Source organism: Bacillus sp. OTU2372, from assembly GCF_038440275.1.
Classification (GTDB): Bacteria; Bacillota; Bacilli; order Bacillales; family Cytobacillaceae; genus Neobacillus; species Neobacillus bataviensis_B.
On record NZ_JASATK010000001.1, the window covers coordinates 162142 to 176104 of the forward strand.

At 37.6% G+C, this 13963-nt stretch carries 15 protein-coding genes; 12 read left to right on the plus strand and 3 right to left on the minus strand.

Translation table 11 applies throughout. The features are described 5' to 3' along the window. Positions 1 to 103 precede the first annotated feature (103 nt). From AAHB15_RS00865 to AAHB15_RS00875, 3 genes are all read left to right on the plus strand, one after another. Positions 104 to 1369: a molybdopterin molybdotransferase MoeA gene (locus AAHB15_RS00865; RefSeq protein ID WP_342041581.1), complete on the plus strand. Its 1266-nt coding sequence runs from the start codon at positions 104 to 106 to the stop codon at positions 1367 to 1369. Continuing rightward, positions 1357 to 1893: a molybdopterin-guanine dinucleotide biosynthesis protein B gene (mobB, locus tag AAHB15_RS00870; protein WP_335573072.1), complete on the plus strand. Its 537-nt coding sequence runs from the start codon at positions 1357 to 1359 to the stop codon at positions 1891 to 1893. The genes AAHB15_RS00865 and mobB overlap by 13 nt, the downstream gene beginning before the upstream one ends. 318 nt (positions 1894 to 2211) lie before the next feature. Continuing rightward, a complete protein-coding gene (locus AAHB15_RS00875; protein ID WP_342041582.1) occupies positions 2212 to 2940 on the plus strand; it encodes a YwiC-like family protein in 729 nt (242 codons plus the stop codon). 43 nt (positions 2941 to 2983) lie between these two features. Here the strand turns inward: AAHB15_RS00875 and AAHB15_RS00880 are convergent, their stop codons facing one another. Next, a complete protein-coding gene (locus AAHB15_RS00880) occupies positions 2984 to 3676 on the minus strand; it encodes a Crp/Fnr family transcriptional regulator (RefSeq protein WP_446715835.1) in 693 nt (230 codons plus the stop codon). A 271-nt stretch (positions 3677 to 3947) separates the two neighbouring features. Here AAHB15_RS00880 and AAHB15_RS00885 point away from each other — a divergent pair, with 271 nt between their 5' ends. Continuing rightward, positions 3948 to 4127 carry a YjzC family protein gene (locus tag AAHB15_RS00885; RefSeq protein ID WP_098528344.1) on the plus strand — a complete coding sequence of 60 codons (180 nt, stop codon included), beginning with the start codon at positions 3948 to 3950 and terminating at the stop codon, positions 4125 to 4127. Between the two features lie 120 nt (positions 4128 to 4247). Then, the gene (gene clpB / locus AAHB15_RS00890; RefSeq protein ID WP_335573074.1) at positions 4248 to 6848 is read left to right on the plus strand and encodes an ATP-dependent chaperone ClpB; all 2601 of its coding nucleotides are present in this window, start codon (positions 4248 to 4250) and stop codon (positions 6846 to 6848) included. A gap of 47 nt (positions 6849 to 6895) precedes the next feature. Here clpB and AAHB15_RS00895 read toward each other — a convergent pair whose 3' ends face one another. Continuing rightward, complete coding sequence (locus AAHB15_RS00895; RefSeq protein WP_098528346.1) at positions 6896 to 7081, minus strand: YjzD family protein; 186 nt, start codon at positions 7079 to 7081, stop codon at positions 6896 to 6898. 183 nt (positions 7082 to 7264) lie between these two features. Here AAHB15_RS00895 and AAHB15_RS00900 point away from each other — a divergent pair, with 183 nt between their 5' ends. The 4 genes from AAHB15_RS00900 to AAHB15_RS00915 all read left to right on the plus strand — a co-directional run bounded on the left by AAHB15_RS00900 (position 7265) and on the right by AAHB15_RS00915 (position 10230). Further along, on the plus strand, positions 7265 to 7987 hold the full coding sequence (locus AAHB15_RS00900) for a hydrolase (protein ID WP_335573535.1): 723 nt from the start codon (positions 7265 to 7267) through the stop codon (positions 7985 to 7987). 80 nt (positions 7988 to 8067) lie between these two features. Beyond that, a complete protein-coding gene (locus AAHB15_RS00905; RefSeq protein ID WP_335573534.1) occupies positions 8068 to 8889 on the plus strand; it encodes a hypothetical protein in 822 nt (273 codons plus the stop codon). 170 nt (positions 8890 to 9059) lie between these two features. Continuing rightward, positions 9060 to 10007, plus strand: a complete 948-nt coding sequence (locus AAHB15_RS00910) for a BMP family ABC transporter substrate-binding protein (protein WP_335573533.1) — start codon at positions 9060 to 9062, stop codon at positions 10005 to 10007. 22 nt (positions 10008 to 10029) lie between these two features. Continuing rightward, on the plus strand, positions 10030 to 10230 hold the full coding sequence (locus AAHB15_RS00915) for a ComZ family protein (protein ID WP_261380761.1): 201 nt from the start codon (positions 10030 to 10032) through the stop codon (positions 10228 to 10230). A 19-nt stretch (positions 10231 to 10249) separates the two neighbouring features. Here the strand turns inward: AAHB15_RS00915 and AAHB15_RS00920 are convergent, their stop codons facing one another. After that, a complete protein-coding gene (locus tag AAHB15_RS00920) occupies positions 10250 to 10522 on the minus strand; it encodes a hypothetical protein (protein WP_335573532.1) in 273 nt (90 codons plus the stop codon). 203 nt (positions 10523 to 10725) lie between these two features. Here AAHB15_RS00920 and AAHB15_RS00925 point away from each other — a divergent pair, with 203 nt between their 5' ends. The 3 genes from AAHB15_RS00925 to AAHB15_RS00935 all read left to right on the plus strand — a co-directional run bounded on the left by AAHB15_RS00925 (position 10726) and on the right by AAHB15_RS00935 (position 13870). After that, positions 10726 to 11658 carry a beta-ketoacyl-ACP synthase III gene (locus AAHB15_RS00925; RefSeq protein WP_144567467.1) on the plus strand — a complete coding sequence of 311 codons (933 nt, stop codon included), beginning with the start codon at positions 10726 to 10728 and terminating at the stop codon, positions 11656 to 11658. Positions 11659 to 11711: 53 nt separating this feature from the next. Continuing rightward, positions 11712 to 12950, plus strand: a complete 1239-nt coding sequence (gene fabF, locus AAHB15_RS00930; RefSeq protein ID WP_144567468.1) for a beta-ketoacyl-ACP synthase II — start codon at positions 11712 to 11714, stop codon at positions 12948 to 12950. Between the two features lie 134 nt (positions 12951 to 13084). Further along, a complete protein-coding gene (locus AAHB15_RS00935; protein WP_335573531.1) occupies positions 13085 to 13870 on the plus strand; it encodes a DUF2268 domain-containing protein in 786 nt (261 codons plus the stop codon). Positions 13871 to 13963 lie beyond the last annotated feature (93 nt).

Consider the following 13963-nt stretch of genomic DNA (forward strand, 5'->3'; position numbering starts at 1 on the left):
GATACGTTTGTAAGTCTTCTATAGACTTATAATCAATATTAGCTGTTATAATCCATTACATATCTAACCAAAATTATCTGTTTTGAGGCAGGAGCTGATTTATTTGCTAGAAAGAAGAAACCCAATTTCGATTGGAGAAGCAGTAAAACAAATTATGAAACATCAAATAAGTGGCGTGACGGAATACGTTTCTATAAGTGAAAGCTATGGTCGTTATTTATCAGAAGATTTAATAGCTATGAGTAATGTTCCGCACTTTGATAGAGCACCATATGATGGCTTTGCAGTTCGTTCTATCGATACCCTTGAAGCATCCCAATCAAATCCGGTCGAATTTGAAGTAATCGACCACATTGGTGCCGGAATGGTCTCGTCTAAATTAGTTGGTGAAAACCAAGCTGTTCGGATTATGACCGGTGCGATGATGCCAAATGGAACAGATGCGGTTGTCATGTTTGAAGTTGCAAAAGACTATGAAAAAAATGGTATTCCATATATGTCCATTAAAAGACAAATTAATAAGGGTACGAATGTTTCTTTTATAGGAGAAGATGCTAAACAAGGCGAAGTTCTCGTTGAAAAAGGCACCTTGATTAACCCGGGAATACAAGCAATGTTGGCGACCTTTGGCTATAAAGAAGTTCCTGTAGCAAAAAAACCGCTTATCGGTCTATTTGCTACGGGTACCGAATTGTTAGAAGTAGATGAAGAATTAGTGCCCGGCAAAATTCGCAACAGTAATTCCTATATGATTGCAGCTCAAATTGAACGGGCAGGGGGAACAGTTCATTATTATGGGAAGTTGCCTGATGAATTTGATACGTGTTTTAAAGCAGTTAAAGATGCTTTAAGTGAAGTGGATATACTCATTACAACTGGGGGAGTATCGGTGGGTGACTTTGATTACCTGCCTGGGATTTATAAAAAACTTGGAGCAGAGGTATTATTCAATAAGGTAGCTATGCGCCCTGGCAGTGTAACTACGGTTGCGATTTATGATGGAAAAATCCTATTTGGACTATCTGGTAACCCTTCAGCTTGTTATGTGGGATTTGAACTATTTACCCGTCCGATAATCCGGACACAGCTTTTTTCAAACAAACCCCATTTGCGAAAAGAAAAGGCTTTACTTGAAGTTGATTTTCCTAAGGCTAATCCGTTTACTAGGTTTGTCAGGAGTGCCACCTTTATTGATGAAGGAAGGTTAAAATCAACACCGAGTGGTTTGGACAAGTCGAATATTATTATGAGCTTGGCCGGTGCAAACTCATTAATGATCCTTCCCGGAGGAACAAGGGGATTTATGGCAGGAAATGAAGTCGAGGTATTGCTGCTTGAAGATCAGGTAGGAAGTGTATGGCCTTGGTAGAACCTTTTATTTTTCAGGTGGTTGGATATCAAAATAGTGGTAAGACAACAATTATAACTAAACTGATAAAATCACTGACAGACCAAGGAATAAAAACCGTCACAATCAAACATCATGGGCATGGCGGTAAACCTGACGTAATGGAAGAAAAAGATTCTTCAAGGCATCTAAGTTCAGGGGCGATTGCTGCTATTGTCGAAGGCGGTGGAAGAATGATTCTACAGGCTGACAAGCTGAACCTAAGCCTGGAAGACGAAATAGAGCTATTAAAATTCTATCAACCCGACGTCGTCTTAGTGGAAGGCTATAAACAGAAAAATTATCCTAAACTCTTCTTATTAAAAAAGAAAGAGGACTTGCATTTATTAAACTCTATAACCAATATTTACGCAGTTGGGTATTGGTCTGACGAGCTGGTCAATGAATATATGCAACCTTCCTTCTCGATTAAAGATGAAGCACTGATTAATTGGACAACTGAATTAATTTTGGAGCGTGTTCATAAAAATGATGAAAAAAGTTAATAAAATTGTCAAATATGTTACTTTTATCACAGTAATACAAACTGATACAAATTATAATACTTGCAGGGGTAATATGGTTTGTTAATATAGGTAGTTCGATTATGTACTGGAAATGCAAGTTCCAATCAGTGGATAGCTACTCTAGAGAAGATCAATGTTATCATAGCCTGATTGGTTCCGATGCATTTCCATTTCTATCTAAGTTCATGTAAAGAAGGTAAATTGCCTTCTTTTTTTCATATTTAATGTGATACTCTTCACTTTTTTTTCAGGACAGCTCTTTTATAGTAAGGCTATCAGGAAAAGGAGTGATAAAAGATGAAATTATTTTTACCCAAACAACATGGCGCATGGGCAATGCTGATCATTCCCTTTTGGCTAGGTGTTATTAATGGTGGATATGTATGGCAGGACATACCGTTTTTTATTGGCTGGATTTTTTTATATTTAGCGACCTATCCTATACTCCTATTATTTAAGAAGAAAAAAGTTCAATCTTATGCCAAATGGACCATTATTTATATGATACCTGCTTTAATACTGCTGGTGTTTCCGCTTCTCCAAAGACATGCTATCATCATCTTTGGATTTTTGATGCTGCCATTTTTCGCAATAAATGCTTACTATACATCTAAAAATAAAGATCGTGCGTTTATGAATGATATGAGTGCAATCTTTGCATTTTCTATCGCTGGTTTGGCTAGCAGCTACTTGGGGCAAGGCTCGCTAAACCTTAAAACAATGATTTTTCCCTTTTTAACATCTGTCTTATTTTTTATGGGCTGTACCTTTTATGTGAAAACCATGATAAGAGAAAAGAGAAATGATATGTTCAAATGGATTTCATGGACATATCATCTTCTTGTAGTAGGTGCGTGGTTCTTTAGTGGCCTTTGGATGGTGGCGATTGCTTATATTCCGAGTTTACTACGAGCTTATTTCTTTTATGGAAAAAAATTATCGCCACTGCAAATTGGTGTGTATGAGATCATTAATTCGGCCCTCATCTTTATAATCCTTTCCATTCAGATTGTTACCTTAAATTAAATTAAAAAAATCGGTCAGCTTGACCGATTTTTTTTTGCCTATTTTAATCAACCTTACATATTTCAACCGGGCAATCCTCACAATCGATTTCCCTTTTTAAATAATCAATATCATGAATGGTGATGGAACCTTTATCAATTGAAATAATATCTGACTTTCTTAAATCACTAAGCAGCCGATTGACAACCTCTCGGGAGGTACCACAGAAATTTGCCAGCTCTTGATTTGTAAAAGGTAATTCCACTAGAATACCTTGATCCGTTTTCATCCCATAACTATTGCTAATACGAATAAGAGTCGAATACAACGCCCCTTTTTTACCATGGAGGACTAAATCACGAAATTTAGTTTGTGTCTTCCGAAATTGCAGGCTCATCCATTGGATATATTCAAATGAAAGAGCTAGATTTTGGGATAGCTTCTCTTCTAAGACGTCCTTCAAAATGACAGCAACTTCACCGCTCTCTACAACCCGTGCACTTAGTAAATATCGAGATGAAGGAGAAAATAAATTTAACTCTCCAACAAAATCTCCTTTGGAGCACATTCTAATTGTTAGTTCTCTTCCGTCAGGAATAATTTTGTTAACTTGAAGGATCCCGCTTTGGACAATATACATTTCATCAGCTTGAGAACCCTCCTGAAAAAGAAACGTCCCTTTTTCAATCTTTTTTATATGATGGACCGTTTCAAAGAGATGTGATAATGTTACAGGCATTTCTTTTACTGACTGCATACTATAACCACCTTTAAAGGTACAATTTCAATTCCTAAAAAATTCAAGTCATGGTTAATGAGATTCCCTAGATAATACTATAATTATATTGTTAACGAAGAATAATTATCAATATCTGTAGAATAAGTTCATATAATCGTCAAAACTTAAGTCTAACGGCATATTACCTAGGAAATATTGTCGACCTATGTTGAATTTGAAAGAATTTCCCTTTAATGCTGTTGCAGGCAAACGGGGATAATAAAAATGTATTGGAAAAGGGGGGATAAGAATGGGACAAAATCATCAATTTAAGCCAGGTAAAAAGGCACCAAATAATGGCTTTTATATTGAGGTTGGTGACTCTGGAAGCAATGTAACTAACCCGAAAAAGATAAAACTTAAAGCAGGAGACTCATTTCCTGAGACATCAAATGATGATCGCGTTTGGAGCTACGTTCGAAAACCTTAATAAGTTTTAAAAAAAGTCATCTATTTGGATGGCTTTTCTTCTGTCATTATTTTACTTATTCTAATAAATTTTTTATAATAAAGTTAATAGGTCAAAAAAGGTCAAAAAGGAGTGAGGGAAATGGACCTAAACCGAATGACAGAGCGTATGCAAAAAGGCATTATGGATGCACAGGTTTTAGCGATAAAGGAAAATCATCAAGAAATTGATGAACTTCATTTGTTATTATCGCTTATAAATCAGGAAGATAGTTTAATCGCTGCCATATTAGAAAAAGCAGGCTTACCGGCGGATAGGTTAAAGAATTCTTTATTGGGAGAATTGACCAAAAAACCACAGGTAACAGGAAGTGGTGTCGAACAGGGAAAACTTTATATTACAGCTAAACTGCAAAAGTTACTAGTAAGTGCCGAGGAGTTTGCATCTAAATTTTCGGATGATTACATTTCTGTGGAACACATACTGTTAGCTGCCGTTTATGCAAATGATTCACATATGAAAAAAATCATTCAAGCATACGGTCTAACACCGGAAATGATTTTAAAAGCAATAAAGGAAATAAGGGGGAACCAAAGAGTGACATCACAAAATCCAGAAGCAGGATATGATGCTCTTAAAAAGTATGGCCGAGACCTTGTAGCCGAAGCAACAAGCGGCAAAATCGATCCGGTTATTGGCAGAGACGCTGAAATTCGTAATGTGATTCGAATTTTATCACGTAAAACAAAGAATAATCCTGTCTTAATCGGTGAACCAGGGGTTGGGAAAACAGCAATTGTCGAGGGATTAGCCCAAAGAATTGTGAGAAAAGATGTTCCAGAAGGACTTAAGGATAAAACCATTTTTTCATTAGATATGAGTGCATTAATTGCTGGAGCAAAATTCCGCGGTGAATTTGAGGAACGGCTTAAAGCGGTCTTAAATGAAATTAAGAAAAGTGAAGGACGTATTTTATTATTTATCGATGAAATTCATACCATTGTTGGTGCAGGTAAAACTGAAGGGGCGATGGATGCCGGAAATATGTTAAAGCCCATGCTTGCTAGAGGGGAACTCCATTGTATTGGGGCAACCACACTTGATGAGCATCGGAAATATATAGAAAAAGATCCAGCGCTTGAACGGCGTTTTCAACAAGTACTGGTTCAAGAACCAAATGTAGAAGATACAATCTCCATATTAAGGGGACTAAAGGAACGATTTGAGGTCCATCATGGGGTAAAGATTCACGATCATGCCTTAGTGGCCGCGGCCACATTGTCAGACCGCTATATTACAGACCGGTTTTTACCTGATAAGGCAATTGACCTTGTCGATGAAGCCTGTGCCATGATTCGTACGGAAATTGACTCCATGCCTACCGAACTTGATGAAGTGACACGCAGGGTCATGCAGCTGGAAATTGAAGAGGCAGCACTTCGGAAAGAAAGTGATGAAGGAAGTAAATTAAGACTTGAATCCTTATTAAAAGAACTGGCTGATTTGAAAGAACAAGCAGATACGATGAAGGCAAAATGGATGCAGGAGAAACAAACGATTCAAAAATTGCAGGAGAAAAGGGAGCAGCTTGAAAAACTCCGCCGCGAGCTTCAAGCATCAGAAGACCGATATGATCTAAATCGGGCAGCTGAATTAAGGCATGGACAAATCCCTTTAATGGAAAAAGAACTTAAAGAATTGGAGGAAAAAGCAGAAGAGGATGAGCGGTTGCTCCGAGAAGAAGTAACAGGGGAGGAAATTTCAAATATCGTCTCAAGATGGACAGGAATACCACTTTCCAAGCTAGTCGAAGGGGAAAGAGAAAAATTACTTAAATTAGAATCCATTCTACATCAACGGGTGATAGGCCAAAATGAGGCAGTTAGCTTGGTATCGGATGCGGTTCTAAGAGCGAGGGCTGGTATTAAAGACCCGAACCGGCCAATTGGATCATTTTTATTTTTAGGTCCGACTGGCGTAGGGAAAACAGAACTTGCGAAGGCGCTCGCTGAGTCCTTATTTGACAGTGAAGAGCATATTATAAGAATAGATATGTCGGAATATATGGAGAAACATGCTGTTTCTCGATTAATTGGTGCACCTCCGGGATATGTAGGATATGAAGAAGGCGGCCAGTTGACAGAAGCTGTAAGAAGAAGACCCTATTCTGTTATTTTGATGGATGAAATAGAAAAGGCGCATCCGGAAGTATTTAATATTCTCTTGCAGGCCCTTGATGATGGCCGAATTACGGATTCGCAAGGTCGAGTGGTAGATTTTAAAAACACCGTCATTATTATGACTTCCAATATCGGTTCCCACTTCCTGCTCGATAGAAGTGAAAATGAGATCGAAATTTCGGATGAAACAAGGGAGAAGGTTATGAGTCAATTAAGGTCTCATTTCCGCCCGGAATTCTTAAATCGAATTGATGAGACGATCCTCTTTAAGCCTTTATCATTAGGGGAGATAAAGAATATTGTTGTAAAGATGCTGATCGATTTGCAAAATAGGTTAAAACAGCAGCAAATTAATATCACGATAAGTGAGGATGCGAAGGAATTTATTGCTGTAAATGGATTTGATCCTATTTATGGTGCACGGCCCTTGAAACGGTATATTCAAAGGAATATCGAAACGAAACTTGCACGTGAAATCATTGCAGGGAAGATCCATGATCAATCAACGGTTGAAATATCCATTGCTGAGGGTGAAGTATCTATAAAAGTACGAGAAAAGTAGTTAAAACAGAAAAAAAGGTCCTCCAGTTGCTTGGAAGACCTTTTTTATTAATGATTTTCTACAGGTTCATTTGGAATTACTGCTGTAGCAATGAGAATTAATATGGTTACCCCAACAGCAGCAATAGAACCTTGAGCAAAATTATATTCCGCACCGGCTGTCATTGAACTAACAACATATGTAAGCATTTGCACTAAAAGGAAAGACCAGAAAAAAGTCCAAAATATACGCACTCATTTTCACCTCTTACTTATTATACATTAATTTAAATACTACCATACAATACAGAAAAAATATATAAAAAACAATTTTCTGATTTATGTTTTCAAGTCTTGAGAAAAATGGGCAAACTCCCTTTCATCTCATGTGAAACGGCATACAATATCTTGAGGAATTATGTAAAAGGAGATTTAGCGATGGAGAATCGTAATTTTCAGATGGATACCCAATGGAATATCATTCATTACCCCGAAAAGCCTACAGGATTTGGGATCTTAATAATTGGAGATGAAAGGCACTTTGTCGATGAAAGCAAATGCTTTTGGACGCAAAACGAAGGGAAGCTGGCTATTATCAATGAATTAAAAGATGCCGGGTACACCATTTTTTCCTCAAATCTTTATGGACGAAACTGGGGGAGCGAAAATGCTGTCGAGCTTGCTCAAAGGTTATATCAGCATGTAATCAGAAGTGAAATTCTTAATAATAAAATTCATGTTTTAGCAGAAGGAATGGGGGCATTAGTGGCTGTAAAGCTATTAGAAAAGATGAAGGGGTCAATTCGTTCGGTAGTCCTCCTTAATCCCATTCTTTCCCTAAAACATCATTTAGAACAAGAAAAAGAACATAAGTTCTTTTATAAAAAATTAATGAGGGAATTAATTGCTGCACATCAACTCGATCAGTCTACCCTTGAAAACGAAATATTCAACATGGAAGAAATGGTTCATCTTGATTTTGACTGTCCGATAAGGATTATCCAAGTTTTAGCTGGCGGGAGATCGTACACTCAATCAAAACTTTATCAAAAAATCCTTAATACCCCAAAGATAGATCCAACCTTCATTCTACCCGAAAAAAAACCTCAGCTCGGAAATATGGTTATCAAATTTTTAAACAGTCATGAATCAGTGCTATAATGGTAAGCCTCCCCAAAATGAAATAATTCCTATTAATTGAGCATAGGATTCATTAAGGTTATTTTGGGGAGGAAGATGTAATGGACAAGGCTATCATTTTTGGTATTTATAATTTTGTTAGTTTTCATATGGGAAGTACGCTCTTAAATAAGGGTTTAGAGGTTATTGGCCTTCATATTGGTGAAGCTCCATTTCTTGAGGAGAAAAGGCTGGAGGTAGGCAGGAATGCAAACTTTAAGGAAATCTCCTTATCACAATTAGATGCTTACAGAGAAGATGACACCGCTAAAACAACGTTGATCATTTCACTTTACGATGTATATATGTTGAATACTGAAACCATTTTACAAAAACAAACCGTTACAAGCTTACAACCATTTATTGAAAAAAATAAAAATTTGACTGATATTATATTCATTCTACCAATCCAATTACTAATTTCTAATGAGGCACAGGCTTTGCGGACATTTATTGAGCATGTGATTGCCTGGCGGAAGAAAAATCGTTTTTATTATTTACCATCTATTTATGGTCCTTGGCAGCCGTCCGTGTTTACTTTCCAACAAGCACTGATGGCAAAAAGGGACGAAAGTGTAATCAAGGCAAGTAAACGGGAATGGACTGGCGATATCTTATTTGTCGATGATGCGGTAGAAGCTATACTTGCATCGATCGAAAATTCAGATGCTGTGGACAATATGAACTTTTTGATAGAAAGCGGTAAAGAGAATTATTGGGTTCAGTGTGCGGAGCAGTTGAAATTAGATAAAGTGATTTTAGAAGGTGTACAATCTGAACAATTGGAAATAGATAAAACGATCAAACGAGTATCAGTAAAAAGGGTAACCCCATTCAGTAATTCAATTGAAGAACAAATAGAAATAGTGAAGCGTTTAATTTAAATTTTACTAATGTGCTGAATAAGGAATAATTCCTAATTAAATACACTGAAAAAGTTGGTATTCGAGACTTTTCAATTAATTGTTCTAGGGTTAAAATAGAAAGAAAAAAAGACGTATTTTACAATTTGGGTATATAATGGAAAGGGTGTCGTACAAAGGAGTTGCAGCAAATGGTAAACCGTTTCGGTATCATTCTCTTATGTCTTCTCCTACTGGCGGCATGCGGAGAACCAAAAGCTTCGGGAAAGTTACATAAGGTTGGCTTGTTAGTCCCTGAAACGATCAATGACCAGGTGTGGGGAACAAAGGGGTTTAATGGGATGCTAAAAATTCAATCGAAATTTCATGTGGAAGTATTTTATAAAGAAGGAATGACTTCTCAGGCTGTTGTCGAACAAGCGGTGAAAGAATTTGACCAAAAAGGTGTAAATCTTATTTTTGGTCATGGATCTGAGTATGCCGAATTCTTTAATAATATTTCAAAACAGTATCCTAACATCCACTTTGTCAGCTTTAATGGTGATGCAAAGAACAAGAACACCACAAGTTTAACCTTTAAATCCCATGCAATGGGTTTTTTCGGTGGAATGGTTGCATCCCATATGTCTCATACTAAAAAGGTCGGTGTTTTGGCTGCATATGAATGGCAGCCAGAAATTGAAGGGTTTTATCAAGGGGCATTGGCAGAAAATAAAGATACCAAGGTTAGTATTGAATATGTTGGAAATTGGGATGACAAGCAGAAAGCAATTCAGTTGGCCGACCAAATGCTGAAAAATGGTGTCGATGTGGTCTACCCAGCAGGGGATGGATTTAATGTACCTGTTATCGAGCAGGTCAAAGAACACGGGTTATATGTGATTGGCTATGTTTCTGAACAGTCTGATTTAGGTGAATCAACTGTTTTAACAAGTACCATTCAGCAGGTTGACAAATTGTATGTAAAGGTTGCAGAGCAATATAATAATGGGGATTTACATTCCGGTAATCTTTCATATGATTTTCAAGATAACGTTATTTCCCTTGGGAAGTTTAGCCCATTGGTCTCGAAGGAATTTATTGGTCAATTGAATCGGCAAATTGACCACTATAAGAAAACAGGAGAATTACCTAAATAATTTAATCAAAGGAGTACATAAAGTGAACAATCAAGACAATACACTACAATTTATGCAAATCGCAATGAAATATTTACCGGAAGCAAAAGAGCAATTAGATCAAGCAGGTGTTGAACTGTCCATGGAACTCATTCAGCCATTTATGAATTTATTCTCTAAGGTAATGCAGGAAGCATACGAGCTTGGTAAGGAGGATGCTCTTAAGGAGAGTCTAAGTAAATAAGCTGCCAGTTGTTGGCAGCTTATTTTTTTTTCCATAATTGCTCAATGAATGGGTATACTTTATTAAACAATGGCCTTAACCCGCGAACTGAATCAACTAAAGTATCGATATTCGTCATTAGTGCCTCATAATCAATGCTAGAGTCTTGTTTAGGTTCTGAATGGTGCTGAGATTTTTGCCCATTGTTATCACTCCTAGGGCCAAACATTAAATTAGTAAATCGGTCTTCCTTTATCTGCTCTTCCCTTTCTTCTTGATTTTCCAATTCCTGCCCATCCTCAAAATCTGCCATACCTTTCCTTCCTCCCTAAAAATACCTTTTAATGTAGAATATGTGTCAACAAATAAAAGGTATGCACATTAGCGGATTATAATTAGGAAGAAACAGTTGCTTAAAAGAGGAGGAGTTTGATAAAATTAGTACCAAGTCATAATAATTGATATTAATCCTAAAAAATAGATAGGGTCTGATCAAAAATTAAAGGAGATGGAATAATGAGAGCTGGTATTGTTGGAATGGGCAGATATTTACCTGAAAAAATTCTCACCAATCATGATTTAGAAAAGATGATGGATACCTCTGATCAATGGATAAGAACCATGACAGGGATTGAAGAAAGAAGAATAGCTGCCGATGATGAAACCACATCTGATATGGCATTTGCTGCTGCTCAAAAAGCAATCCAAGATGCCGGTATAACCCCGAAGGATATAGATTTAATATTGGTAGCGACTGTAACACCTGATTCTCCATTTCCATCCGTTGCTTGCCGAATCCAAGAAAGATTAGGCGCTACAAAAGCGGCAGCAATGGATATTAGTGCTGCATGTGCTGGATTTATGTACGGTATTATAACAGGTAAACAATTTATTGAGTCCCAGGCTTACAAATATGTATTAGTTGTAGGTGTTGAAAAGCTTTCAAAGATAACTGACTGGAATGATCGGAACACTGCTGTGTTATTTGGCGATGGTGCCGGTGCAGCCATTATTGGACCTGTTTCTGAAAATCGTGGGATTTTATCTTTTGAATTAGGTGCTGATGGAACTGGGTCAAAACACCTATATCAAGACGAGTACATTATCATGAATGGCCGAGAGGTCTTTAAATTTGCTGTTAGACAAATGGGAGAAAGTTGTATAAATGTACTTGAAAAAGCGGGGTTAACAAAAGAAGATGTCGATTTCTTAATCCCGCATCAAGCAAACATTCGGATTATGGAGGCATCAAGACAAAGATTGGAATTACCAATCGAAAAGATGTCAAAGACGGTAAATAAATATGGTAATACTTCAGCCGCATCCATTCCTATTTCATTGATAGAGGATATTGAAGCAGGTAGAGTCAAAGATGATGACCTAATTGTTATGGTTGGCTTTGGTGGCGGCTTAACTTGGGGCGCCATTGCGATGCGCTGGGGAAAATAAGGGACGAATGATTATTATTTATGGATAAATAGAATGAAAAAGGAGATGTCTAAATGGAAAAGAGAAGGGTCGTTGTTACAGGAATTGGTGCAGTCACACCGCTTGGAAACGATGTTGAGACCACATGGAAAGGGATTCTAGAAGGTAAGTCCGGTGTCGGACCGATGACTAGAGTAAATGCAGATGAATATCCGGCTAAGGTCGCTGCCGAAGTAAAAGACTTTAATCCGGAAGCTTTTATGGATAAAAAAGACGCACGTAAAATGGACCGGTTTACACAGTTTGCTGTTGCCTCGGCATTAATGGCGGTTCAGGATGCCAATTTGACGATAAATGAAGAAAACTCACATAGAGTGGGTGTATGGATTGGTTCGGGTATCGGCGGGATGGAAACATTTGAAAACCAATTCGAGATATTCCAAAAAAGAGGATATAAACGCGTCAGTCCTTTCTTTGTACCAATGCTGATTCCTGATATGGCAACAGGTCAAGTTTCTATTATACTTGGTGCCAGAGGCTTCAATTCATGTACAGTTACAGCGTGTGCAACAGGAACTAACTCCATTGGTGACGCCTTTAAGGTAATTCAGCGAGGAGATGCCGATGCGATGGTAACGGGCGGAGCAGAAGCGCCGATCACAAAAATGTCAGTTGCAGGATTTTGTGCGAATACTGCGCTATCAACAAATCCAGATCCTAAAACCGCCAGCAGACCATTTGATAAAAATCGAGATGGATTTGTCATCGGTGAAGGTGCAGGCATCGTGGTATTAGAAGAATTAGAGCATGCCCTAGCACGCGGAGCAAAAATTTATGCAGAGATTGTAGGATACGGAGCAACTGGAGATGCCTATCATATTACTGCTCCAGCACCAGGCGGTGAAGGTGGTGCCCGGGCAATGAAAATGGCGATAAATGACGCTGGTTTAGCACCTGAGGATATTGATTATGTTAATGCTCATGGAACAAGTACGGATTATAATGATAAGTATGAAACACTTGCAGTAAAAGAAGTATTCGGTGATCACGCCTATAAATTTGCAATCAGTTCGACAAAGTCCATGACAGGCCACCTTCTAGGTGCTGCAGGTGGAGTAGAAGCAATTTTTACTGTATTGGCGATGAGAGATAGTATTCTTCCGCCAACAATCAACTATGAGACACCTGACCCAGAGTGTGATTTGGATTATGTAGTAAATACAGCACGCACGAAAGAAATCAAAGCAGCGATGAGCAATTCACTTGGCTTCGGTGGTCACAACGCTACAATAGTCTTTAAAAAATACGAATAAGATAAAAAACAGGTCAGACGCTAAGTTTGGCCTGTTTTTTTGTTTTAAATGATACTCCCCATGATTGGTCGAACGTCTTTAAAAAAATTTCATAAAATGACCAGAAGACGTAAATAAGTTAATGGGGTGACGGAATGGGGACCATTAGGACTGATCAATGGCTTGAGATGGATTTTGATAATCCATTAAAAATTTGTGAAAGGCTTCTTCCTTATTTTAAAGGGCAAAAAGAAAGAGGAATATATCGTGAATTAATGCAATTTGGAATGTACCAGCCGTCTCGATCCACTAAAAAAAATCAACTAGAGATGCTCAAACAGCAGTCATGGGATAAAGTAGAAAAAATTTTTGCTAAATATAAAAATAGATGGAATGGTCCGGATATCCCTATCTTCCTCTTTCCGATTGCTCAGACTGGCGGTTTTTTTAGAAAGGAAGAAAAAGGGAAAGCGGGCGTGTCCTTCCCGGATAAGATGTTTCTATTTCTATCGAATTTTAATAATCCGAAAGACGTAGAAGCACTCTTTGTTCATGAATATCATCATGTTTGCAGGATGCGTTTGTTAGATAAGAATATAGGGGACTACACGTTACTAGATTCTCTAATAATTGAAGGGTTAGCAGAATATACTGTATTAAAAAATTGTGGGAGTGAATATTTAGCCGCCTGGTGCGGTATGTATTCAGAAAAAGAGATAAAAAAGTTTTGGAATCGATATCTAAAAAATCAGCTAGGAATAAAGAAAAAGGAGAGAGAACACGATGAACTGCTATATGGAGGTGGAAGGGTCCCCAAACTATTAGGCTATGCAGTAGGATTTTATCTGATTGAAAATTATTACAAAAAGAATCATTATTCCACAAAGTTATCTTTCACTACACCTGCAGAAAGTTATCTAAAAGGGGTGGATTTATTTTAGTTAATATTTCAATGATTTTCTAGAGATCGATGAATTCCCTCAACCCAATCGAAAATCTAAAAGATAAAATCTACCATGACGAGTGGTAGTTTT

Coding starts and splice junctions, on each gene's coding strand:
- fabF (WP_144567468.1), top strand. CDS start 11,712: ATGGAAAAGAGAAGGGTCGTTGTTACAGGAATTGGTGCAGTCACACCG.
- AAHB15_RS00920 (WP_335573532.1), bottom strand. CDS start 10,522: ATGGCAGATTTTGAGGATGGGCAGGAATTGGAAAATCAAGAAGAAAGG.
- clpB (WP_335573074.1), top strand. CDS start 4,248: ATGGACCTAAACCGAATGACAGAGCGTATGCAAAAAGGCATTATGGAT.
- AAHB15_RS00885 (WP_098528344.1), top strand. CDS start 3,948: ATGGGACAAAATCATCAATTTAAGCCAGGTAAAAAGGCACCAAATAAT.
- AAHB15_RS00900 (WP_335573535.1), top strand. CDS start 7,265: ATGGAGAATCGTAATTTTCAGATGGATACCCAATGGAATATCATTCAT.
- mobB (WP_335573072.1), top strand. CDS start 1,357: ATGGCCTTGGTAGAACCTTTTATTTTTCAGGTGGTTGGATATCAAAAT.
- AAHB15_RS00935 (WP_335573531.1), top strand. CDS start 13,085: ATGGGGACCATTAGGACTGATCAATGGCTTGAGATGGATTTTGATAAT.
- AAHB15_RS00910 (WP_335573533.1), top strand. CDS start 9,060: ATGGTAAACCGTTTCGGTATCATTCTCTTATGTCTTCTCCTACTGGCG.
- AAHB15_RS00880 (WP_446715835.1), bottom strand. CDS start 3,676: ATGCAGTCAGTAAAAGAAATGCCTGTAACATTATCACATCTCTTTGAA.
- AAHB15_RS00875 (WP_342041582.1), top strand. CDS start 2,212: ATGAAATTATTTTTACCCAAACAACATGGCGCATGGGCAATGCTGATC.
- AAHB15_RS00905 (WP_335573534.1), top strand. CDS start 8,068: ATGGACAAGGCTATCATTTTTGGTATTTATAATTTTGTTAGTTTTCAT.
- AAHB15_RS00925 (WP_144567467.1), top strand. CDS start 10,726: ATGAGAGCTGGTATTGTTGGAATGGGCAGATATTTACCTGAAAAAATT.